Origin of the sequence: Pseudoduganella dura (genome assembly GCF_009727155.1) — a bacterium.
GTDB classification, from domain to species: domain Bacteria; phylum Pseudomonadota; class Gammaproteobacteria; order Burkholderiales; family Burkholderiaceae_D; genus Rugamonas; species Rugamonas dura.
Genome location: NZ_WNWM01000002.1, coordinates 2,397,873 through 2,420,660, shown reverse-complemented (window position 1 = coordinate 2,420,660; position 22,788 = coordinate 2,397,873). Strand labels below are relative to the sequence as shown.

21 protein-coding genes are annotated in these 22,788 nt (G+C 67.4%); 15 read left to right on the top strand and 6 right to left on the bottom strand.

Going from position 1 to position 22,788, the window contains the following annotated elements; translation table 11 throughout:
• Window positions 1-97: 97 nt before the first annotated feature.
• Entirely contained in the window at window positions 98-1,606 is a 1,509-nt protein-coding gene (locus tag GJV26_RS10600; RefSeq protein ID WP_229419260.1) for a tetratricopeptide repeat protein, read from the top strand.
• Between the two features lie 76 nt (window positions 1,607-1,682).
• Window positions 1,683-2,252, top strand: coding sequence for a nicotinamide riboside transporter PnuC (gene pnuC, locus GJV26_RS10595; RefSeq protein ID WP_189442382.1), 570 nt, complete (start codon window positions 1,683-1,685; stop codon window positions 2,250-2,252).
• Here the strand turns inward: pnuC and GJV26_RS10590 are convergent.
• The 4 genes from GJV26_RS10590 to GJV26_RS10575 form a co-directional block, all read right to left on the bottom strand.
• Entirely contained in the window at window positions 2,239-2,916 is a 678-nt protein-coding gene (locus GJV26_RS10590; protein WP_173346180.1) for an SIMPL domain-containing protein, read from the bottom strand. The genes pnuC and GJV26_RS10590 overlap by 14 nt on opposite strands.
• Before the next feature lie 77 nt (window positions 2,917-2,993).
• Window positions 2,994-4,319 carry a M56 family metallopeptidase gene (locus GJV26_RS10585; protein WP_155708786.1) on the bottom strand — a complete coding sequence of 442 codons (1,326 nt, stop codon included), beginning with the start codon at window positions 4,317-4,319 and terminating at the stop codon, window positions 2,994-2,996.
• The gene (locus tag GJV26_RS10580) at window positions 4,316-4,699 is read right to left on the bottom strand and encodes a BlaI/MecI/CopY family transcriptional regulator (protein WP_155708785.1); all 384 of its coding nucleotides are present in this window, start codon (window positions 4,697-4,699) and stop codon (window positions 4,316-4,318) included. Before GJV26_RS10580 ends, GJV26_RS10585 begins: the two co-directional genes overlap by 4 nt.
• A 115-nt stretch (window positions 4,700-4,814) precedes the next feature.
• Window positions 4,815-5,639 (bottom strand): response regulator transcription factor, encoded by an 825-nt coding sequence (locus tag GJV26_RS10575; protein WP_155708784.1) that lies wholly within the window; start codon window positions 5,637-5,639, stop codon window positions 4,815-4,817.
• A 261-nt stretch (window positions 5,640-5,900) separates the two neighbouring features.
• On the opposite strand from GJV26_RS10575, the gene GJV26_RS10570 reads away from it, so the two are divergent.
• A complete protein-coding gene (locus GJV26_RS10570; protein WP_155708783.1) occupies window positions 5,901-6,443 on the top strand; it encodes a winged helix-turn-helix transcriptional regulator in 543 nt (180 codons plus the stop codon).
• A 265-nt stretch (window positions 6,444-6,708) separates the two neighbouring features.
• Window positions 6,709-7,389, top strand: coding sequence for a DUF4142 domain-containing protein (locus GJV26_RS10565; protein WP_155708782.1), 681 nt, complete (start codon window positions 6,709-6,711; stop codon window positions 7,387-7,389).
• Window positions 7,390-7,475: 86 nt separating this feature from the next.
• Here GJV26_RS10565 and GJV26_RS10560 read toward each other — a convergent pair whose 3' ends face one another.
• Window positions 7,476-7,949, bottom strand: coding sequence for an OsmC family protein (locus GJV26_RS10560; RefSeq protein WP_155708781.1), 474 nt, complete (start codon window positions 7,947-7,949; stop codon window positions 7,476-7,478).
• 206 nt (window positions 7,950-8,155) lie between these two features.
• Between GJV26_RS10560 and GJV26_RS10555 the strand changes: the two genes are divergently transcribed.
• From GJV26_RS10555 to GJV26_RS10540, 4 genes are all read left to right on the top strand, one after another.
• A complete protein-coding gene (locus GJV26_RS10555) occupies window positions 8,156-8,737 on the top strand; it encodes a DNA-3-methyladenine glycosylase I (protein WP_155708780.1) in 582 nt (193 codons plus the stop codon).
• Window positions 8,730-10,433 carry an FAD-dependent 5-carboxymethylaminomethyl-2-thiouridine(34) oxidoreductase MnmC1 gene (mnmC1, locus tag GJV26_RS10550; RefSeq protein WP_229419259.1) on the top strand — a complete coding sequence of 568 codons (1,704 nt, stop codon included), beginning with the start codon at window positions 8,730-8,732 and terminating at the stop codon, window positions 10,431-10,433. Before GJV26_RS10555 ends, mnmC1 begins: the two co-directional genes overlap by 8 nt.
• Window positions 10,434-10,507: 74 nt before the next feature.
• Window positions 10,508-11,209, top strand: coding sequence for a sensor histidine kinase (locus tag GJV26_RS10545; RefSeq protein WP_155708779.1), 702 nt, complete (start codon window positions 10,508-10,510; stop codon window positions 11,207-11,209).
• A 79-nt stretch (window positions 11,210-11,288) separates the two neighbouring features.
• On the top strand, window positions 11,289-12,992 hold the full coding sequence (locus tag GJV26_RS10540) for a tetratricopeptide repeat-containing response regulator (protein WP_155708778.1): 1,704 nt from the start codon (window positions 11,289-11,291) through the stop codon (window positions 12,990-12,992).
• A gap of 22 nt (window positions 12,993-13,014) precedes the next feature.
• Here GJV26_RS10540 and GJV26_RS10535 read toward each other — a convergent pair whose 3' ends face one another.
• Window positions 13,015-13,776, bottom strand: a complete 762-nt coding sequence (locus tag GJV26_RS10535; RefSeq protein WP_229419258.1) for a PhaM family polyhydroxyalkanoate granule multifunctional regulatory protein — start codon at window positions 13,774-13,776, stop codon at window positions 13,015-13,017.
• 94 nt (window positions 13,777-13,870) lie between these two features.
• Between GJV26_RS10535 and GJV26_RS10530 the strand changes: the two genes are divergently transcribed.
• From GJV26_RS10530 to GJV26_RS10500, 7 genes are all read left to right on the top strand, one after another.
• Window positions 13,871-15,016, top strand: coding sequence for a DUF3108 domain-containing protein (locus tag GJV26_RS10530; RefSeq protein WP_155708777.1), 1,146 nt, complete (start codon window positions 13,871-13,873; stop codon window positions 15,014-15,016).
• 11 nt (window positions 15,017-15,027) lie between these two features.
• A complete protein-coding gene (locus GJV26_RS10525) occupies window positions 15,028-15,789 on the top strand; it encodes a DUF3108 domain-containing protein (RefSeq protein ID WP_155708776.1) in 762 nt (253 codons plus the stop codon).
• Between the two features lie 232 nt (window positions 15,790-16,021).
• A complete protein-coding gene (locus tag GJV26_RS10520; protein WP_155708775.1) occupies window positions 16,022-17,395 on the top strand; it encodes a hypothetical protein in 1,374 nt (457 codons plus the stop codon).
• Window positions 17,396-17,468: 73 nt separating this feature from the next.
• Window positions 17,469-18,239 (top strand): hypothetical protein, encoded by a 771-nt coding sequence (locus tag GJV26_RS10515; protein ID WP_229419257.1) that lies wholly within the window; start codon window positions 17,469-17,471, stop codon window positions 18,237-18,239.
• Between the two features lie 3 nt (window positions 18,240-18,242).
• Window positions 18,243-21,080, top strand: coding sequence for an ATP-binding protein (locus GJV26_RS10510; protein WP_155708774.1), 2,838 nt, complete (start codon window positions 18,243-18,245; stop codon window positions 21,078-21,080).
• 158 nt (window positions 21,081-21,238) lie between these two features.
• The gene (locus GJV26_RS10505) at window positions 21,239-21,760 is read left to right on the top strand and encodes a GbsR/MarR family transcriptional regulator (protein ID WP_155708773.1); all 522 of its coding nucleotides are present in this window, start codon (window positions 21,239-21,241) and stop codon (window positions 21,758-21,760) included.
• 6 nt (window positions 21,761-21,766) lie between these two features.
• The gene (locus tag GJV26_RS10500; protein WP_155708772.1) at window positions 21,767-22,786 is read left to right on the top strand and encodes an epimerase; all 1,020 of its coding nucleotides are present in this window, start codon (window positions 21,767-21,769) and stop codon (window positions 22,784-22,786) included.
• Window positions 22,787-22,788: the final 2 nt, after the last annotated feature.

The following is a 22,788-nucleotide window of genomic DNA, read 5'->3' as shown; positions in this document are numbered from 1 at the left end:
GTTGCCCTCTCCACAAGGCCTGCGTATTTTGCCCAAGGAATGTGACAGGCGTTTGACCTCCGGGATGTTCTTCGGCAGCCTGTGGTGTAATAGCGCGATGACCACCGATTTCCTCCTGCGGCAAGCCGTCGCCCATCACCAGCGCGGCGAATTCGCCCAGGCCGATGCGCTGTATGAACAGGTGTTGCGACTGGACCCCGTCAACTTCGATGCGCTGCATTTATCCGGCGTGGCGGCGCGCCAGCGCGGCAATGCGTTCATTGCGCTGGAGCTGATCGGCCGCGCCATCGCGCTGGACGATACACGCGCGATCGCCCACTGCAACCTGGGCGCGGCGCAGCAGGATGCGGGGCGCGACCATGACGCGCTGGCCAGCTACGAGCGCGCGCTGGCGCTGCAGCCCGACTACCCGCTGGCCCTGTGCAACCGCGGCAATGCGCTGCGCCGCCTCGGCCGGCTGGACGAGGCGCTCGGCAGCTATGCGGCCGCGCTGGCGCTCTCGCCGCGCTACCCGGAGGCGCTGTGCCACCGCGCGCTGGCCTTGCAGGAGCTGGGCCGCCACGACGACGCGCTGGACGGCTTCGCCGCGGCGCTCGATGCGCGGCCGGCCTATCCGGAAGCGGTCAATGGCGCCGCCGTCTCGCTGCTGGCCACCGGCGATGCGGCGCAGGCGCTGCAAGGCTTCGGGCGCGCGCTGCAGCTGCGGCCCGGCTATGCCGAAGCATGGTGCGGCCGTGGCGCCATCCTGCTGCATGCGGGGGAGCTCGACGCGGCGCTGGACAGCTGGCGCAACGCGCTGGCGGCCCGTCCCGCGTATGGGCGCGCGCAGCTGGGGCTGGCGAACACGTTGCGCGCGCTGGGCCGCCGCGACGAAGCGATCGCCGCCTACCGGCAGGCGAGGGAAGCCGGTGCAGATGGCGCCACGGTCGACTATCTGCTGGCCGCGCTGGGTGCCGGCGTTGCGCCGGCGGCATCGCCGCCGGAATACGTGGCCGCGCTATTCGACGGGTATGCGCCGCGCTTCGACCACCACCTGGTCGGCGAGCTGCGTTACCGTACCCCCGGGCTGCTGGTGGCGCTGCTGGAACGGCATTTGCCGCGCGCCGCGGACAACGACGTGCTGGACCTGGGCTGCGGCACCGGCCTGTGCGGCCCGCTGCTGCGCCCGTTCGCGCGGCACCTGGCAGGCGTGGACCTGTCGCCCGCGATGCTGGAACGGGCCCGGCTGCTGGAGGTGTACGACACGCTGGCGTGCGCCGGCATCGTGCCGTTCCTGCACGAAGACGGCCGGCAGTGGGATGTGCTGGCCGCGGCCGACGTGCTGGTGTACCTCGGCGACCTCGATCCGCTATTCGCCGCGGCGCGGCCGGCATTGCGCGCAGGCGGCGTGTTCGCGTTCTCGGTCGAGGCGCTCGACCGGGATGGCGGCGGCACGGAAGGCACGTTCGCATTGCGTGCGTCCGGCCGCTATGCCCATGCGGCGCCCTACCTGCGGGCCGTGGCGGTCCGCCATGGCTTCGCGGTACGGGCGCTGGAGCCGTGCACGCTGCGGCAGGACAGCGGCGCGGACGTGGCCGGCCTGCTGGCGGTCATGGTGCGCCCGTGATCCGCGGACGCGGCCTTTACACCGCTGCCGGGCTTGCGGGACAATGAGCCGATCAACGCCCTGACAGGAACGCAACGTGTCCCCACTCGAGATCGCGGCCAATGCCGTGATGGCCGTCTCCATCGTGCTTGCCGGCCGCAACAATATCCACTCGTGGTGGCTCGGCATCGTCGGCTGCTCGCTGTTCGCGCTGCTGTTCCACGGCGTGCGGCTGTATGCGGATGTGGCGCTGCAGGTGTTCTTCGTGCTGACCTGTGTCGCCGGCTGGGTGCAGTGGCGGCGCGGCGCCGGCGGCAAGCCGCGGCCGATCACGTCCGCCAGCGTCCGGGCGGTGGGGGCCATGGCGCTCGCCGGCCTCGCCGCCACCGCGGCCTACGGCCTGATGCTCCGGGAATTCACCGACGCCTATGCGCCGTTCGTCGACTCGGCCGTGCTGGCCTTTTCCGTGATCGCGCAATGCCTGCTGATGGGGCGGCGCATCGAGACGTGGCCGGTATGGGTGCTGGTGAACACGATCTCGGTGCCGCTGTACGCCAGCCGCGGGCTGTACCTGACGGCCGTGCTGTACGCGGCTTACTGGTGCAACGCGCTGCTGTCGTGGTGGTGGTGGCACCGGCAGATGAAGAAGGCGGCTACTTCAGCCTGAACACCGCGTTCACCGATTGCGCGAACGGGATCGCCGGCGGCGCCCGGTAGTTCGATGCCGTGACCGGCCGCGGCGCGGCCGGCGGGGTGCCGCCGGCGCCTTCGAAGATGGCGGGCGCCACCTTGTCCAGCGGGCCGCGCGCGATCGCCACGGCCGGGCCGAGCTGCCGGCCGAACGACTGCGCCAGCAGCGTGCCGTTGGCGCGCGCATCGCGCGCCGCCTGCGTCATCAGCTCGCGCGTAACCTGTTCCTTGTCGGTCCGGTCGAAGGATACCGACAGGCTGTCGACATGGTCGCGCGCCATCAACGCCGCCGCCAGGTCGGGCCAGCGGGCCAGGTCGCGCACCACCACGCGGTAGCGGCGTTCCAGCGTCCAGGCTTCGGTGGCGCCGTCGGCGGCGGGGTTGGTCAGCTTGACCGTCTTCTTTGTCACTTCGCCATTGTCGATGTCGCTTTCGGCCACGCCGTTCTCGGCCAGCAGGGCCGCCAGCGCGGCGCCCAGCTCGCCGATCGCCGCGGCGGCGGTTTCCGCGCTGGCGTGCTGGGCGCCTGTATCGAAGCGCAGTTCGGCGATGTCGGGCTGGAGCCAGATCTGCGCCTTGCCGCCGGTGGAAACGAACGGGTAGCCGGGCAGGTCGGTTGCGCCGGCGCCGGCGGCAGGCATGGCCAGGATCAGCGGCAGGATGAGCGGACGGATGGACGGACGGATGAGCGGCAGAAGGAGCGGAAGAATTCGCCGCATCATTCGAGGACCCACGCGTATTGCAGCATGACCCAGGATTTGACGGGCGCGCCGTCCTGGCGCCCGGCATGGAAGCTGCATTTGGCGATGCCTTCGCGGGCCGCTTCGTCCAGCGCCGGATGGCCGCTCGACTTGCGCACCTGCGAGTCGTGCACGACGCCCCGTTCGTCGACCAGGAACGCCAGCGTCACGGTGCCGGTCTGCTGCGCGGCCAGCGATGCCTGCGGCCACACCGGCTTGGCGCAGCTGGCGAAATCGACCACGCCGCGCTGCTGGGGCCTGTCGACGATGGGCTCGTCCCCCGCCTGGGCCTGGCCGGTGGCGAAGGCTCCGGCCAGCGCAAGCGCCGGCAGCACGGCGGCCAGCGCCGCGGATACGGCGACGGGAAGGTTGCGCCGCGGGGCGGGGTGCAGCAGTCGGGCGATACGGTTCATCAAGTCTCCTCCATCGGCCGCGAGGGCCGGTTCGTGGTGGGCGAACTGGCTTTTTTCCAGTTCGGACAGGGCTTGCGCCAGGCGGCGCGGTCCGCCGGCAGGGCCGGCGGCGATATCGTCCGCGATCAGCTCGCGTTCGCATCGGATGCGGCGCGAGATCCACCACACGGCGGGGTGGTAGAACAGCAGGATCTCGGCCAGGTTCTGCAACAGGTTCACCAGGTAATCGTGGCGCCGGATGTGCGCCATCTCGTGCGCCAGCAGCGCGTGCAGCAGCTCCGGCGGCATGCCCGTCAGCAGGCTGGCCGGCACCAGTACGAGCGGGTGCCGGCAGCCGGCGGTGACCGGGCTGGCCAGGTGTTGCACGATGCGCAGGCGCACGCGCCGCGCCACGCCCATCGCGCGCGCCAGCCTGTCCAGTTGCGCCTGCCAGTGCGGATCGCGCGCGCCATGCTGGCCGGCGCGAACGATCCACGCCATGCCGAGCGCGGTACGGGCCAGCAGCGTCACGCAGCATGCGGCCCAGGCGGCAACGATCCATGCCATGTGCCGCTGCAGCGAATCGGTCAACTGCGCGGCAAAGTGCGCGCCCAGCTGGAAGGCAAGCTGCGCCGCCTGCACGTCTTGCGCAGCGTCCACGGCCACGCCGCCGCGCAGGCGCAGCGCCAGCGTGACGGCCGGCCACAGCGCGCAGGTCAGCAGGCCGGCGCAGGCCGCGAGGTAGCGCAGGTGCGGCCGCGCGTCGCGCAGCATGGCCAGCACCAGCGCGGTGACGAGGCCCGCCACGGCCCCTTGCCATAGAAAGTGCACGAGGGTCCAGCCGAGCGCGTCCACGATGCCGCCGGACCGGCCGATGACTGCCGAGATGTTCGCCACTGCGCCGGCCGTCATTCTTTTTCCTCCTTCAGCATCCGTTCGATCTCTTCGCGGTCCTTGCGCGAGATGCCGGTTTTCAGCGCCGCCAGCACCAGGGCCTTGGCCGAGCCGGCGAAGGCGCGCTGCAGCAGGTCCTTCAGCAGGTTCGTCTGCAGGGCGTCGCGCGGCTGCGCCGGGGCATAGACGTGGGAGCGCTGGCTGTCGTCGCGGATCAGCAGGCCCTTGCCGTGCATGACCTGCATCAGGCGCAGCACGGCACCATGGCCGAGGTCGGGACGGGCAGCGCGCAGCGCTTCGTGCACCTGGCGCGCCGTGGCCGAGCCGAGCGGCCACAGCACTTGCAGCAGTTCCAGTTCGGCGGGGGTCGGCTTGGGGATGTCGGGTGGGGCGGTCATCGCGGTTCCTCGTGTCTTTTTTACACGATAGCGAAACTAGACCGCTTTGTATAGTTTACTTTGCAGTGCGCCTCGAGGCGGCTGCCAGTCGGCAATTGAGCTTAGACCAGGAAGTCTAGTTGTCGTTCCGGCCCAGTATGGCGTTGCGGTAGGCGCCAGGCGTGATGCCCATGCGCGAGCGGAACGCGGCGGCAAAGTTGGCGGCGCTGCGAAAGCCCAGCAGTTGGGCGATGTGCTGCACGTCGAAGTCGGTTTCGCGCAGCAATTGCATGCCGCGCGCCAGGCGTTCTTCGCGCACGAAGGCGAATACCGTCTTGCCCGTCTGTTCGCGGAACTGGGCGCTCAGCTTTTCGCGGTAGGTGCCCACGTTGCGGGCGATGTCCGACAGGCGCGGCAGCGCACCCAGGTTGTCGCGGATCAGCCGCATTGCCGCCCGCACGGTGACCGCGTCGGTATCGCCCGATGGGGACGCCGGGACAGGAGCGGGATCGGAAACGGCGGCGGAAGTGACAGCGGCAGGCAGGGCGGCGGATGCCGCTTCGGGGCGGGGCACCAGGTTCAGGTGGACATGGATGCGGGCGGCCAGTTCGGCCGGCATGAACGGCTTGCTGACAAAATCCACGCCCCCGATCGACAGCCCCAGGATCCGGTCTTCCGCCGATTCGGTGCCGCTGACGAAGATCACCGGAATGTCCTGCGTGGCAGGGTTGGCTTTCAGCAACCGGCAACACGCATAGCCGTCCATGTCCGGCATGCGCACGTCGAGCAGGATCAGGTCGGGGTGACGGTCCAGCGCGAGGCGGTAGCCTTCGGCGCCGTTGAAGGCAACGCAAACCCGGTATGGCATCTCGCTGAGCAGGTCGGCCAGCAGGCGCTGCTCGAATGCGGAATCGTCCACGATGAGAATATTGCGCACGGTGGCGTCGGTCGTCAGGTACATGATTGGCGGTGGCTCTCGGACTGGCCGTATTATGCGCCGAATTAAATTGAATTTATCGTGCTTCGCGCTTTCCGATCATTTTTTCTCACCTTGCAAAAGGTTAGCCGTTTCACTCTGTGCATAAGGTTGAGTATATTGCGAAAAAAATGCCTGTTTTATCCCGTCGGTGATTATTCGATAGTTTCTGAGGGTCCTTTTCAGGGTAAAACGTAGTCTCTGTTGCGCTCGTTCGTTTTCTAATGTGCACAAGTGGGAGGAATAATGAAACATACCGATTTTGGCCAGATGCCTTGCCCGATCGCGCGCAGCCTCGGGAAGGTTGGCGAATGGTGGAGCATTCTCATCCTGCGCGACGCGTTCTACGGGCTGTCACGGTTCGACGAGTTTGAAAAAAGCCTGAAGATTGCCCCCAACATGCTGACCCGGCGGCTGGCCGGGCTGGTCGCTGGCGGGCTGATGGAAAAACGGCAGTACAGTGCCCGGCCACCCCGTTATGAATATTTGCTTACGGAAAAGGGCCGTGCTTTCAAACCCGTACTGCTGGCATTCGTTGGATGGGGGAATGAACACCTGGCACCGGAAGGCGCCAGCCTGCTCGTCGTGCACCGGGAAACCGGGCAGCCTGCCGAACAGATCCTGGTCGACAAGCGCAGCGGCCGCGCGATCAGCGACGAGGATTATGTGTTCGCACCGGGCCCGGCGGCGCCGGAGGTAATGCGGGCGCGGCTGCGTGAAGTAAGCCAGCGTGTTCCGTTCATCAAGCATCCGGGCGGCAACGGGAGTGCCAACACGGGCCCGAACTAGCACCCTGCGGGCTCTAACGTGAAGAGCGTCGGCTGCGGATTGCAGCCGGCGCTCTTTTTGCTGTCTTCGTCTCATTCCCGCCCCATTCCTTCCTGCCGTGCGGCCGTGCCGCACCGTTCCGCCGTAAGATGTATATCTAAATTATTAATATACATATGTTCCTGAAAGCAGCGCCGGTCTCGACCCCGGGCTTGCCTTGGATTCCCAGGCTTCCTCCCAAGGCGTACCCCCGGGCTTACCCATTTGCAACCGTCAGGAGAATCGAATGAACAAGGCAACAATGTGGAACAGGTACCTGGGCGTGCCGCTGCTGGCCGCCCTGATGGGCATGGGCGTTGCTCATGCGCAATCGCTGGCGAAAGCCGACCAGAAGGCCCTGAAGGACATGGCGATCGCCAACATGGCCGAAGTGGAAGCGGGCAAGATGGCACTGCAGAAATCGCAGAATGCCGAGGTGAAGGCCTTCGCCCAGCAGATGGTGGACGACCACACGAAGGGGCTCGATGAAGTGAAGGCCGTGGCCCAGGCGAAGAACGTGACCCTGCCGGCCGAGCTCGACGCGAAGCACAAGAAGATGGCCAAAAACCTGCAGGCCATGTCCGGCGAGAAATTCGACAAGGCTTACCTCGACATGGCCGGCGTGAAGAGCCACAAGGAAGCGCACGCGCTGGTCGTCAAGACCCAGTCGAGCGCCAAGGATGCCGATGTGAAGGGCCTGGCCGCGAAGCTGCAGCCGACGATCGACCAGCACATGGGCCACGTCGAGCAGCTGGCGTCGAACATGAAGGGCATGAAGGCCGGTACCGCGATGGGTACTTCGGGCACCGGCAGCACCGGCGGCTCGATGCCTCAGGGTAAGGACAAGATCAGTACCCAGCAGCAATCGAGCGGCAACACGGACAGCCCGGTCAACCCGGCCAATCCGACGACCAATCCACCGAAGTAAGCAGCCGGCCAGCCTGCCGGCACTGGCCGGCCGCGGCAAACGGAAAAAAGCCGGGCCCATGGGCCCGGCTTTTTTACGCCTGTCGTTCAGCCCTCGGGCTCGATCGGCGGCTCGATCGTGATCTCGCCCTTCAGCGAGTTCGCGATGTAGCACTTGCCGTGCGCTTCGTGGTGGATCGCGGCGATTTCGTCTTCCCCGGGCCAGTGCGCGCCGGCGAACAGGATTTCCGGCCGCAGCGTGATGTTCGTCATCGCCATCCGGCCGTCCGCATCCTTGTCCAGCAGGCCCACCGCGTTGTCGATGTAGCTCTCCACCGTATGGCCGCGCTTTGCCGCGATCGACAGGAAGAACAGCATGTGGCAGCTGGCGGCGGCGGCGACGAGCGCCTCTTCCGGGTCCACGTTGTCCGCCACCGACATCGGCAGCGGCACCGACAGCGGCGACGATGAGGCCGGCACCCGCAGCCCGCCGTCGAATTGCCACTCGTGGCCGCGGCTGTACTTCTGGTCCAGGAAAGGCTGGCCGTTGCGCTGCCATTCCAGTCGTGCTTCGAATTGCATGAGATCCCTCCGTGCCCGTTGCGAGAGCTCCAGTTTAGCGCCTGCGGGGAGCCTTCGCTGTGGCACTTCGGTCCGGCCGCATCGCCCGCCGCCGTTGCGCCTCGATGGACCGGCATCCTGCGCCCCCCGCGTGATGGCCATCGCGCCATGGTCACCATGCTGATGCGGCCCTATACTGCGGGTCTCGTTACTGTTTCCGACCCGCCATGAGCGACCGTATCCGCTGTACCTGGGCCAACCCGGCCAACCCCCGTTATATCGCCTACCACGATGAAGAGTGGGGCGTGCCGTGCCACGACGAGCGCCGGCTGTTCGAGATGCTGAACCTGGAGGGCGCGCAGGCGGGGCTGTCGTGGGAGACCATCCTGAACAAGCGCGATACCTACCGCGCCGCGTTCGACGGCTGGGAGCCGGCCACGATCGCCGCCTACGGGGCGGAGAAGGTAGCCGCGCTGCTGGCCGATCCGGGCATCGTGCGCAACCGCCTGAAGGTGGCGGCCGCGGTCACCAATGCGCAGGCCTACCTGCGCCTGCGCGACAGCGGCCAGACGCTGGACGGCTACCTGTGGGGCTGGGTGGACGGCAAGCCGGTGTGCAATCACATCGCCACGCCCGCCGACCGCATGGCGAAGACGGAACTCTCCGACCGCATTTCGAAGGACCTGGCGAAGCGCGGCTTCAAGTTCGTCGGTTCCACGATCGTGTATGCCTACCTGCAGGGCATCGGCATCGTCAACGACCACGACGCGGCGTGCTTCCGGCACGCGGAGTGCGCGCGCCTTGGCTGACCGCGTCGTCCTCGACCTGGCGTTCGATGAGGAACGCCTTGCCGCGGCTCGCGCCGCGGGCGGCACGCTGCATTACATCGCCGTGATGGCCACGCTGCCGGCCGCGCGCGATGCCGTCCTCGCGGCGGTGTGGCCGGTAGCCGTGCCGGGCCTGCACAGGATCGAGCTCGATGGCGGCCGCACGATCCTCGACATCGCGCTGGGCGAACCCGATACCCTGGTGCCCGAACTGGACGCGCGGGTCGATGAGTTCATCGTGCCGGCGGCCGCGGCACCGTTGCGGGCACTGTCGCGGCTCGCGGTACCCGGTGCCCGGCTCCGCACGGCGCCGGGCGACGAAGCCTGGCGGGACGAAAACTGGCAGCGCGGCCTGCGCGCCGCCGGCTTTTCGCGGGAGGGCGAAACCACGCCGTTCGAGGCGCGCTACACGAGCCGCAAGCCGCAGCCGCCGCGGCCGGCGCCGCCCGTGCGCAGCGCGGTCGTCATCGGCGCGGGCGTGGCCGGCGCGGCCGCCTGCGAGCGCCTGTGCGCCCACGGGTGGCACGTGACGCTGATCGAGCGGCACGATACGCCGGCGCAGGAGGCATCGGGCAACCGGGCCGGCATCTTCATGCCGCTGCTCTCGCGCGACGACAACATACCGACCCGCCTGACCCGCGCCGCCTACCTGTACGCACTGCGCCGCTGGCAGGCGCTGGGCGGCATGGCGGACGACGGCGGCGCGCCGGTGCGCGGCCGGCAGTGCGGCGTGCTGCAACTGGCACGCGACGCGGAACACGCGGCTTTGCAGCGCGAGGTGGCCCGGGCATGGGCCTACCCGCCCGACTACGTGCGCTGGCTCGATGAAAACCAGGCATCAGCGCTGCTCGGCTCGGCCACGCCGCACGGCGCCTGGCTGTTCCCGCAGGGCGGCTGGGCCAATCCCGCTTCGGTGTGCCGGGCCATGCTGGCCGCGTGCGGCGCCCGGCTGGCGCGGATCTTCCATGCCGAGGCGTTGTCGCTGGAGCGTGCCGGCGAGCGCTGGCTAGTGCGCGGCGGCGATGGCGCGCTGCTGGCCGAAGGTGCGCACGTGATCGTCGCCAACGGGGCCGGTGCGCTGCAGCTGCCGCAGACCGCGCCGCTGCCGCTGTACACGATGCGCGGCCAGGTCACGCACCTGGCTGCCGAGGCCTTCGCGGCGCCGCCGCTGGTGGTATGCCGCGAAGCGTACATGACGCCGGCGATGGACGGCATCGCCAGCGTTGGCGCCACGTATGAAAAAACTGCGGAGAAAACCGCGGAGCAGGAGGCGGAAAGAGCGGCGGAACACCCGCTGCGGCCCGCCAGCCAGGCGGAGAACCTGGCGCGGGCGCGCGACATCCTGGGCGCCGCCCGGGTCCCGGCCGATCCGCCGCTGGCCGGCCGCGTGGGCCTGCGCTGCATGGCGCCGGACCGGCTGCCACTCGTCGGCGCGTTGCCCGACCATGGCGCTCCCGGCGCGCCGGAGCGGCTGCGCGACGTGGCGCGCCACCCGGGGCTCCACGCGCTGCTCGGCTATGCGTCGCGCGGGCTGATCTGGGCGCCGCTGGCGGCCGAGTTGCTGGTTTGCCAGCTTGAAGGATTGCCATCGCCCGTCGAGGCCACGCTGGCCGCCGCGCTTGATCCAGGCCGGTTTTTGCTCAAATCGCGTCGTAAAACTGTCGCAAGCGCGCCATAGGTCCCCGATAAACCCTGATTTCATGCGGCTTCGCAGATATAATTGCCGCACTGAAACTTTGCGGGGTAACGATCATGGAGGATGGCAGCGGCTCGCCCGAGCTGTTCGTGTTCCTGGCTTCCACGGTGCACGACATGAAGAATTCCATTGCCGTGCTGGGCGGGACGCTGGAGAACCTGCTCGATAAAGGCGATGCCCGGGCCGCGCAGGACGCCTCGCACCCGCAGATGGCACACATGCTGTACCAGACGCGCCGGCTGTCCGACAACCTGATGCAGCTGCTGGCGCTGTACAAGGAAGTGGGCAAGCCGACCTATCCGTTCGAGCCGGTGACGGTGCCGCTCGGCGAGCTGGTGCACCAGGTGGCCAGCCAGTCGCGCGTGCTGCTGGCGGCGAAGGATATCCGGCTCGACCTCGAGTTCGCCGAGGACCTGCTGTGGACGCTGGACGAGGATCTCGTCATCGGCGTGCTGTGCCACGCCATCAACAACGCGGTGCGCTACACGCGCGACCGTATCCGCCTGTCGATCGCCGAGCGCGACGGCATGCTCGAATGCCGTGTCGAGGATAACGGCATGGGTTTTCCGCCATCGATGATCGAGGCCGGCGCCTCGGTGGGCAAGGGCGTCAACTTCCTGACCAACAGCAGCGGCCTCGGGCTGTTCTTCGCCAGCGAAGTGGCCAGGATGCACAAGCGGCGGCAACGCGGCGGCGCCATCCGCCTCGAGAACGGCGGCCCGCTGGGCGGCGGCTGCTTCGTGCTCCAGCTGCCATGACCCCGCTGCCATGACCCCGGTGCCATAGCCTCATCCCATAATCCCGTCGCCAAGACCCTTTTGCCATGAGCCTGCCGCCATGACCAATACCTACATCACCGCGAGCGGTGCGCCGGTTGCCGAAATCTCCGGCGTGGAATGGAGCGAAAAGCGCTACCTGATCGTCGACGACTTCGTCGGCATCCGCCAGCTGCTGCGCGAATCGCTGCGCAACATCGGCGCCCGCCACATCGACCAGGCATCGAGCGGCGGCGAAGCGATGACGCTGCTCGGGCGCACCCATTACGACGTGGTGCTGTGCGATTTCAACCTGGGCGAAGGCAAGAACGGCCAGCAGGTACTGGAAGAAGCGCGCGTGCGCAACCTGATGGTCCCCAGCAGCGTATGGCTGATGGTGTCGGCCGAGAAGAGCGTGGAATCGGTGATGGGCGCGGCCGAGCACCAGCCGGATGCCTACATCATCAAGCCGATCACCGAAGGCGTGCTGCTGACGCGCCTGAACCGCGTGTGGCACAAGAAGCAGGTGTTCCAGGAGATCGACGCGGCCTACATCGAAAAGGATTACCTGCGCGCGGCGCGGCTATGCGACGAGCAGATCGCCCGCCACAAGGTGCACGAGATCGACCTGATGCGGATGAAGGCGGCGCTGCTGCTGAAGGCAGGCGAGCCGGAAAAGGCGCGCATCGTGTATGAAAAGCTGCTCGAGGAACGCGAATACAACTGGGCCCGCACCGGGCTGGGCAAGATCAGGATGGCCAACGGCGACCACGACGCGGCACGCCAGATGTTCCAGGGCGTGATCGCCGAAAACCGCTTCTACATCGATGCCTATGACCAGCTGGCCGCGGCGCTGGAGTTGATGGGCCGGCACGAGGATGCCTGCGGCGTGCTGGAAAAGGCCGCGAAGCTGTCGCCGAACTCGGTGCCGCGCCAGCGCAACCTGGGCAATACCGCGCTACGCATCGGCAACGTGCAGCTGGCCGAGCATGCGTTCCGCAAGTGCGTGGCGATCGGCGAATACTCGATCCGCCGCACCGTGGACGCCTACCTGGGCATGGCGCGCGTGTGCGGCATGAAGAACGACACGAAGGAGGCGTTGCGGCTGCTGGCCATCGCCCAGCGCGACTTCCCGGGCGAGGTGGTGCAGCTGCGCAGCAAGGTCACCGAGGGCATGGTCTACCACGAGAGCGGCGATTACCGCCGCGCGCGCAAGTCCGGCGACCAGCTCGAAGCCATGCTGGAAGCGGAAAAGCAGCGGCCGCATACCGCCACCTGCATCGAGATGGCCACGCTGCTGTTCGCGGTCGGCGTCAAGGATGCGCCGGTGGAGCTGCTGTGCCATGTGGTGCGCAACAACCACGACAACACGGTGCTGCTGGACGAGGTGCAAAAGATCTTCGACAAGGCGCGCATGAGCGAGGAGGGCGTCGACCTGATCGCCGCGGCGCGCAAGGAAGCCTCGGAGATGATGAACATGGGCGTGCTGCTGTGGAAGACCGGCCGGCTCGGCGATGCCGTGGCATGGATGCGCGATTCGCGCGAGCGCCTGCCGGACAATATGCGCATCCTGTTCAACTCGGCGCAGATGCTGATCAACCACATGCAGCAGCAGGGCTACGACGAGGCCCTGATGATCGAGGCGAACGGCGTGCTGATGCACGTGGATGCGCTGGCGCCCGGCCAGCAGCGCTTCGCGCAACTCGTCGAGCAGCTGCAGGAGCTCATACCGGGCCGGGGAACCGCCGAGGCCAGCGCGGCGGAAGACAGCGGGGCGCCGCAGTAACCTGACCGCGCCGGCTCCGCGATTACTCTTTCTTTGGCGCGGTCTTGCGGACCGGCGCCTTGCGGGCCGCGCCGGCTTCCGGCCGGGTTTCCGGTTCCGCCTGGGCGGCACTACCGCCGCTGTCGCCGGTACCATCGCTGCCGGCGGTGCCGTTGCCGTTTCCGTTACCAGGCGCCTGGAAGGCCGCCGGTTTCCCCTCCGCCGTCATCGCGGTGGTGACCGCCTGCTTGAACTGGTCCTGCAGCATGTTCCACCAGATGGCCGGATTGGCCATCTGCGCGGCCGCCGCGGCGGCCAGGTCCGGCTTCGGCCCCCCTTCCTCGGCCGGCTTCGGCTCCGGCCTGGCTTCCACCTTCGCTTCCGGCTTCACCTCCGGCGGCTTCGGCACGGATGTGGCGGCGGGCGGCTTCGGCGTCAACCTGGCCGGATCGAACTGGCTGAAAAACGCCGCCGCGTACGGGTTGGCATCGTACAGCGATTTTTCCGGTTTCCCCGGCTTCTGCTGCATCGAGTCGGCCAGGCTCTGGCCCATCGACTTCAGGGTTGCAATCGTGCCGCGCTGCACTTCGAGCGCCTGGATACTGCTGCGCAGCATCGTCGAATTCATGCTCAGCCATCCTTCGACGGCCTTCAGCTCGTTGATCTTCTTGTCCAGTTCATCCACCGACAGCGTCGGCGTCGCCAGGCCGGGCACGCCCATGCTGCCCCACAGCGATTTCACGAAGTCCAGCGTGTCGGTCATCACGGCGGCGCCGGGAATGTTTGGCATTTGCGGTGTGCTCATGGTTGTCTCCAAAGCTTGGGTTAGAACGCGTCGCTTAGCGTAGCAGATTTCCACTCTGCTCACGGCAAAAAGCCGGAGCCGTTACACTACGGGGATGACGATCGTTTCCTTCCTGTCGCGGCACCGCCGCGTGCTGGTGCTGTGCGCGGCCACCGCGGCCCTGCACTTCGTGACGATCGGCTGGCTGGCCGCACGCATCGGCACTACCGAAACGCCGCGCGCGCTGGTGCCGATGACGGTCACCGCGCAGCTGCGGCCCGCACTGCCGCCGCGCACGCAAGCCGCGCAGCGCCAGGCGGAAGCGCCCGCCGCCGACACCGCGCCCGTGCAGCCCCGCCCGCACCGGCCGGCGGCGCCGGTATCGGCACCCCGGATCGCGGCACCCTTCGACGCCGTTCCCGAACCGGTGCCGGAAGCGGCGCCCGAGACGGTAACGGAACTGGTGCAGGCCGCGGCAGCGGTGCCGCCGCCGGCCAATATCGGCCCAGTGCCGGCGCAAGCCGGCGCTGCGCCGGAAGCGCCCGCGGTACAATCGCTGGCTGCGGCGGCCGAGCCCATTGCCGGTCGCCGGTTCCGCGTCAACCTGCCGCCGAGCGCGAACTTCGAGCTGGAGGTCAGGCGCACCGATGCGGACGGCACGAAATGGAACGGCAGCGCGGACATGCACTGGCAAACCGACGGCAGTACCTACAAGGTGGGCCTCGAAGTGGGTATCAGCATGCTGGTCGCGCGCGTGGCGCTGCTGGAGCTGGCCAGCGAAGGCACGATCGACGATGCCGGCATCGCCCCGGTGAAATTGACGGAAAAGCGGCGCAGCCGCTCGCAGACGGCCACGCACTTCGACCACGAAGGCAAGCGCATCACGTTTTCAGCCAGCACGGCCGCCGTGCCGATGGCCACCGGTGCGCAGGACAAGGCCACGGTGCCGTTCCAGCTGGCCGCGATCGGCCGCGGCGATGTCAACCAGTTCGGCAGCGATATCGATATCCAGGTGGGCGAGGACCGCGAAGCGATGGTGTACCGCTTCGTGCTGGTGGGCGAGGAAGAACTGGAAACGAAGATGGGCCGGCTCGTGACGTGGCGCCTGGCGCGCCCGCCGCGGCCCGGCAGCTACAACGCGCGGCTCGATATCTGGCTCGCGCCGAGCCTGGACTGGTACCCGGTGCAGATCAGGAACACGGAACGCAGCGGCGCCGTGACGACGCAGACCGTCACGAAGATCCTGCGGCCGGCAAGCTGAAAGGAAACACGATGAAAAGCACCCTGCGCAAAAAGACCCTGCAATGGGCCGCCCTGGCGGCCCTGTTCGCCGCGGCCGGCCCGGCCGCCGCCCAGGAAGACCATCCGAGCGTGAAGCGGGCGTTCGACCTGCCGCCTTCGGCGGAACTGACCTATGCGATCAAGGCCAGCAACCACGGCATCCCGCTCGCCGGCAACGGCACCATCACGTGGCAGCAGGGCGGCGGCAAGTATTCGCTCGTGACGGAAGCCCGCTCGGCCCTCTTCGGCAAGGTGCTCGAATACCGCAGCGAAGGCGCAGTGGACGCCTTTGGCCTGGCGCCGGACACGTATCACGAGAAGCGCCTCCGCAAGGAGGCCGGCACCACCACGTTCAGGCGCGACACCAGGACCATCGACCTGGCCGACAGCGACAACACGGTGCCGATCCATGGCGGCGAACAGGATCGCAGCAGCGCGCCCTGGCAACTGGCCGCCGTGGCGCGCGCCGCGCCGCAGAAATTCGTTCCCGGCTCGGAGTGGAAGTTCTACGTGATCGGCCGGCGCAGCGCCGAAACCTGGAGTTTCAAGGTCGTCGGCACCGAGACCGTCAAGACCGGCGCCGGCGACCTGAAGGCCGTCCATTTCAGCAAGGCGTCGCCGAAGGGCAAGGGCCAGCAGGTGGACCTGTGGCTGGCCCCGTCGCTCGAATGGTATCCGGTGCGCCTCGTGTTCCAGGAAGACGATGGAGATTCTTTCGAGCAACTGCTCGACAAGGTAAACAGGAAGCAGTAATGACAGCGGTGTCCGACACCATGATTTCGCCGCCGCTACCTGCCTCGGATAAAGGAAAAATAGGGACGGACCCTGTTTTATAAGAAATATTTCCTGAAAAACAGGGTCCGTCCCCATTTTTTGCGCGGCTCCCAGAGTGCCAGCAACCGCGGTTTTGCTGGCCGGAACTGGTATACTCACGTCCCCGCCTGAGCCCACGAGCTTTTCAGGCCGCCCAGAACCCCGGAGCGCGATGAGTAATACCGCAAATGCGACAGCCAGCGCAGCCACGGCTGCCGAACACAATTCCAGCGAGCAGGAACAGGCACTGCAGGCCCACTTCCAGCCGCACGTTTCCGTCGACGAGATCGAGCAGGTTTTCCACCTGAAGCGCGCACAGCCGCTGCTGCAGGTATTTACCGCGCTGTTCCACGGCGGCTTCGAAAGCGTGCTGGTGCGCCTGCTGGTGCTGCGCGAGCTGGCCAACGACACGGTGTCCACCGCCTTCTCGCGCGCCGATATCAACACCCGCCTGGCTTACCTGCTGCCGGAAAGCCTGGAAACGGTGCTGATGCGCCTGCGTACCAACCAATTGCTGGCCTGGGACGCGCAGCAGGGCGTCTACCGCGTGACGCCGATGGCGCGCAACGTGCTGTCGTCGATCGACAGCCTGCTCGGCCTGGGCCAGCAGGAGGACGACGCCGGCATGAGCTTCCTGCTGTCGCAGGTGGCCGGCGCGCAGGCGGTGGGCGGTGTCACCACCGAACAGCTGCAGCACCTGCTGGGCCGCCTGACCGACCTGACCGAGGAATTCCGCGACGCGATCGCCTCCGGCTCCGAATTCCAGCTGCGCGAATCGCAGGCCAAGTGGCACACCGCGTGCGACTGGGTGGAAAAGGGATCCGAGATCCTGCGCGCGATCACCAGCGACGAGAACGCCGATGCGGCCACCCAGCGCGCCGCCCAGGCGATCGGCCGCGCCCAAAGCTCGCTGCTGAACATGCAGGGCATGTTCTCGCGGGCGCTGAACCAGATCGAGCGCCAGCGCGTGCACCTGGGGCAGTCCGGCCTGTCCACGACCGACATCAAGCGCTGGCTGCTGGCGCACCAGGACCTGGCCTCGCTGGCCGAGGACGCCATCGAGCAGCCGGTCAAGCCGCTGTTCATCACGCCGGCCGAAATGATCGACGTGGCCGAAACCGAATTGCTGACCGAGCGCGTGGCCACCGCCGTCTCCGGCCTGCCGACCGGCGAGAACGCGCCGCTGACGGTCAATGAAGACCAGGTGATGCAGCGCGAGCTGGACGACTGGCTGGCGCGCCTGTCGGATTTCGCCACGCTGAACAACTTCCCCAGCATCGCTTCCGAATCGCCGAAGGCCATCCAGGCGCACGAGGCGCTGCTGCCGGCCAGTTTCGCGGTGGCGTCGTACCGCGCGTCGATGCTGCCGCTGCTCGGCGACGAGGGCGAGGCCAGCCTGCAGGGCGCGACCGCCGAGCTGGCGCGCCTGCCGCTGCAGTTCGCGCCCACCGACATGATGGTGCAGCTGGAGGACATGGAAGTGGCCGCCATGACGCTGGCCAACCTCTCCCTCGATTTGAACGACAACGGCAAGGCCGCGAACTGACCCATGCGAACCGACCCATGCGAATTGGACTCATGCAAGCTGAATCATGCAATTGAATCATGCGAATTAAACGATGAATGACGATTCCCAAATCCTGATCGCGCGCCTGCTGACGCATCAGACGCTGCGCCGCGACGACAAGCTGGTGAAACGCGCGCTCTCCGACGAACTGTTCCGCCAGGAGGTGGATGCGCGCCTGCTCGCCACCGGCCTGAAGCTGCTGGACAACGTGTATGCGGACCATGTGACGCTGGCGCTGCACCGCGCTATCGAGCCGAAGATCTTCGGCGCGCGCGACACGTGGCAGAACAACAACTTCGGCCTGGCCCGCGACGGCGTGGCGCTGCTGGTGGTGCTGTGGGCTCTGATCATCCTGCCCAAGCGCGAACGGCAGGAAACGCACCAGCACGCGGACGACAACCAGGACGACATGTTCGGCAGCGAAAAACCGGTGCCGCGCGCGGAAGACACGTCGATCGGCATTCCGTACAAGGCGCTGCTGGCCGACTTCGGCGACAAGCTGGGCAAGAAGACGCGCATGGACATGAACCTGGGCATCCTCTCGAAGCTGGGCTTCATCGAGCGGCGCGGCGACATCCTCGTCGAGGGCCCGCTGCTGGACCTGCTGATGGATACCGACCTGCTGAAGGAGCGCATCATCAGCGGCGCCCTGGCGGACGTGTTCAAGCGCGCGCCGGCGCAGGTGGTGCACATTCCGCGCGCCGTGCTCGCCGCGGCCAACGACACGCCGGTCGACGACACGGTCATCGACGAAGTGGAAGCGGCGATCCGCGACGCCGGCCTGGCATCGCCTTCCGCCAACGAACCCGAGAACCGGAGCTGACGCATGTTTCACATCAAATCGCTGGAGCTGGTCCACTGGGACTACTGGCAGCGCATCAAGAACATTCCGCTCGACGCCAAGATCATCACGATCGCCGGCCAGAACGGCTCCGGCAAGACCACGCTGCTCGATGCGTTGCGCACGCTGTTCGGCCTCGATTGCTCGATGGGCCGTACCTACAAGCACTATGCGCGGCACTCGGGCCAGCAGAACGCCTGGCTGCGCGCCGTGGTCGACAACAAGGCGACCGGCCGGCAACTGTCGAACCGCCCGTTCCGTTCCAGCGGCTTCTTTTCCGAAGATGAAGTGACGCTGTTCTGCCAGATCCAGAAGAACGGCGGCGACTGGAAGCGCCAGTACCTGATGCGTCCGGGGAACGTCGAGATCGAGGAAGTGACGGAAGCGAACGACTGGCTCGGCGTGGAGAACTACCGGAAACGCCTGGCGAATGCGGGCCTGTCGCCGGCGATGGCGAAGGTGCTGGCGCTGGAGCAGGGCGAAACCGACAAGCTGTGCGAATACGCGCCGCGCCAGTTGCTGGACCTGGTATTCCAGGTGTTCGGCGACAAGGAAGTGCTCGATGCCTACGACGAGGCGAAGCGCCACCAGCGCGACACCGAGGAAGAGTTGAAGCGCTTCGAGGCGGAGCTGGAAGGCTCGCGCGCCAACCTGGAGGGCCTGCGCCTGCGCGTGGCCAACTACCACCAGTGGGAAACGCTGCACAAGGAGCGCCGCAACCTGCAGGAAGAAGTGCTGCCGTCGCTCGAATACCACGAGGCGCGGGAGAAGGCGGCCAATGTCGGCCGCCAGCTGCGCGAGGGGAAGAAGCCGCTGGCGCAGGTGGACCAGCAGATCGCCGAGCGCCGCCGCGAAGTCGAGCGGCAGGCATTGCTGCTGCAGGGAGCGCAGCAGCAGGAAACGGTGCTGGAGCAGGAATCGACGGTGCTGCAGACCCGCCTGTCGGCGCTGAACGCCAGGCTGAAACCGCTGGACAGCCTGATCGAACAGAAGTCGCGCCTGCAAAAGCTCGCCGCCGAAGCGGGCGCCGATATCGCCGACGTGGCCAAGCAGCTCGAAGAGAAGGAAGCGGAACTGGCGCGCCTGCGCGCCGCGCGCGATACCGTGTCGACCCGCATCGCCACCGACAAGGCTACGATCGCCGCGCTGCAGGGCAAGACCGCGATGCCGGAGCCGGACAACGTGCGGCAGATGCGCCGCGTGCTGCGCGATGCGAACATCCCGCACGCGATGCTGTCCGATATCGTGGAAGTCACCGATCCGAAGTGGCAGGGTGCCGTCGAGGGCGTGCTGGGCGGCTACGCCTCCGTGGTGCTGCTCGAAAATGGTTCCGATGCGGCCGCCGCCTACCGCCTCGCGGAGAAGGAGCGCTATCGCCACTTCATCGTGCCCGAATGCGTGAAGGCGCACGAGCCGAAGAACGAGAGCCTGCTGTCGGTGGTGCGCTTCACGGCGCGCGCGCCGGAATGGCTGATCGAACAGCTGTCGCGCATCACGCGCGTCGACTCCGTGGAGCAGGGCGCCAAACTCGGCAACATCGAGGAATGGATCACGCCGGATGCGTATCACAAGGAACGCCGCGGCGGCCGTTCGCTGTTCGTGGAAGTGTCGCGCTACCGCTTCGGTTCCGCCGGCCGCACGCAGCGCCAGGAAGCGATCGCCCGCAACCTGCCGTCGCTGGAAGCGGAAGAAGACAAGTTCACGCTGCAGATCAGCCGGCTCGTTTCCGAAACCAGCGCGCTGAAGGCCCGCGTGGCCGGCGTGGACGCGGTGAAGGAACTCTCGGCACGCGCCGATGAATTCGACGAAGCCGCCCGCGCCTCGGTGCCGCTGCGCGCCGAACGCCTCGAAGTGGGCTCGCGCCTCGGCGAGCTGCAGGGCCTGATGAAGAGCGCCACGGTGGCGCGCACCCGTGCCGATGGCGCGTGGAATGGCGCGCGCATGGCGCTGTCCGAAGCGGAAGCCGGCATGCGCCTGAACTACAAGCGCCAGCTCGACCAGCGCTCCGACCACGCCCGCGCGCTGCTGGCGCTGCGCCGCCAGTGGCGCCACCTGCCGGCCGGATGGCGCCGTCCCGCCCGCCGCCAGGCACTGGTGGCACAGCACGTCAATGCGCACCAGGTCGACCTGCGCATCGCCAGCCTGCAGGCCAGCCTGGCGCGCGACGACTGGGAACTCGATGCCACCGTGATCGACCAGTACGCCCGCCTGAACGAGCAGCTGTCGAGCCGCAAGAGCGAAACGGAAGAGCGCCGCTACCAGAACAACCGCGCGATCGAGGCGACCGGCAACGCCCGCGGCGCCTACATGGACCGGCTGCGCTACACGATCAAGCAGTACACGAAGAACATCCGGGAGCTGGGCGAACTGGCCAAGATCGAAGTCAGCGCCGACCCCGTCAAGCTGGAGAACGACGACCTGCTGCTGGCGCAGGCCGGCCTGCACGTGCGCTTCAAGTTCGACGGCAAGGGCGTGATCGGCATGAACGACGGCGAGGCTTCCGGCGGCCAGCAGGTGATGAAGTCGCTGGTGCTGCTGATCGGCCTGCTGAAATCCGACGAAGGCTCCGGCGGCTTCGTGTTCATCGACGAACCGTTCGCCCACCTGGACATCCGCAACATCCAGCTGGTCGGCGAGTTCCTGAAGAACACCGATGCCCAGTACCTGATGACGACGCCGCTGACGCACAATACGGACGTCTACGATCCTTCCGAACTCACGCTCATCACGAGCAAGAAAAAGAAGGATACGCCGTGGGCGCAGCCGATCTTCGTGCTGCAGCGGCGCAAGGAGGAGGCGGCCGATGCCGCCAAGGCCGCCTGACCGGCTGCTTTCGCCAACGAAAAGCCGCGCACTGCGCGGCTTTTCGTTTTTGGAGCCGGGCGGCTCGAAGCTGGACCGGTCCCGTTGCTGGCGAAATCGTTTGACAGATACCTCAATTTGATCTCTAATTTCTGTAACAACAGAAACAAGAGAATTTCATGACCCTGAGTCCGACCGAACAGAAATACATTCTCCACTGGGGCGAGATGGGCACGCGCTGGGGCGTCAACCGCACCGTGGCGCAGATCCACGCGCTGCTGTTCCTGGCCAACGAGCCCCTGAACGCCGAGCAGATCGTCGAAACGCTGGCCGTGGCCCGCTCGAACGTCAGCAACAGCCTGAAGGAGCTGCAAAGCTGGGGCCTGGTCAAGGTGGCGCACGTGATGGGCGACCGCCGCGATCACTTCGTGGCGCTGCAGGATGTGTGGGAGATCTTCCGCGTGATCGTCGAGGAACGGAAACGGCGCGAGATCGATCCCACGCTGTCCGTGCTGCGCCAGTGCGCCATCGAGGCCGAGGAGGACCGCGGCATGCAGCCGGCCACGCGCGAGAAGATGGCGCACGTGCTCGATTTCCTGGAAATGCTGGCCGACAGCTATGACGACTACAAGCACATGCCGCCCGTCACGCTCAAGCGCTTCCTGAAAATGGGCGGCAAGGTGGCCAAACTACTTGGATGACCGATCATGAGCACACCGAAGACCGCTGAACCCCTCCATTTCGGCACGCCGGGCCAGACGGTGCTCGTCACCGGTGCCACCGGCTTCGTCGGCCGCCGGCTGGTGGCGGCACTGCTGGCCGATGGCCAGCGCGTGATCGCGATGACGCGCGACACGGCGCGGGCCGCGCGCACCCTGGGAAATGCGGGCGGCGCCGTGCGCTGCGTGATGACGATGGACGAGCTGCCGGACACGGAGAAGATCGACATCGTCGTCAACCTGGCGGGCGCACGCATTCTCGGCCCGCGCTGGACGGACAAGCGCAAGGCCGCGCTGCGCGCCAGCCGGGTGGCGCTGACGCGGCGCGTGGTGGACTGGATCGCCAGGGCGCGGCACAAGCCGCGGCTGCTGGTGTCCGCGTCCGCCATCGGGTACTACGGCGTGCAGCCGCAGGATGGGGCGGCGCCGCTGACGGAAGACAGCCCGCCGCAACCGGTTTTCATGTCGCAGCTGTGCCAGGAGTGGGAAGCGGCGGCGCAGCGCGCCGCGCAGCATGGCGTGCAGGTGGCGACGACCCGCTTCGGCCTGGTGCTGGGCGATGGGGGCGCGTTGCCGCCGATGCTGCTGCCTGTGAAGCTGGGCGTTGGCGGGCCGATGGGCGGCGGGTGCCAAAGGCTGTCGTGGATCCACATCGAAGATCTGTTGCGGGGCCACGCGTGGCTGGCGGCGCGCAGCGAAGCGATGGGCGAGGAGTCTGGCGTGCAGCCTGCGGGCTTGCAAGCGGGCGTGCACCAAGCGGGCGTGCAGGGCGCCTGGAATTTCACCGCGCCGCAGGTCGTGACGCAGCGCGAATTCATCGGCACCGCGGCCAGGCTGCTGCATCGGCCCGCATGGTTACCGACACCGGCCTGGCCCGTGCGGCTGCTGCTGGGCGAGCAGGCGGACCTACTGCTGGAAGGCCAGAACGTGGTGCCGGCCAGGCTGCTGCGCAAGGGCTTCCGGTTCCGTTATCCGCAGCTGGAAGGCGCCCTGCGCAGCCTGGTGTAGGC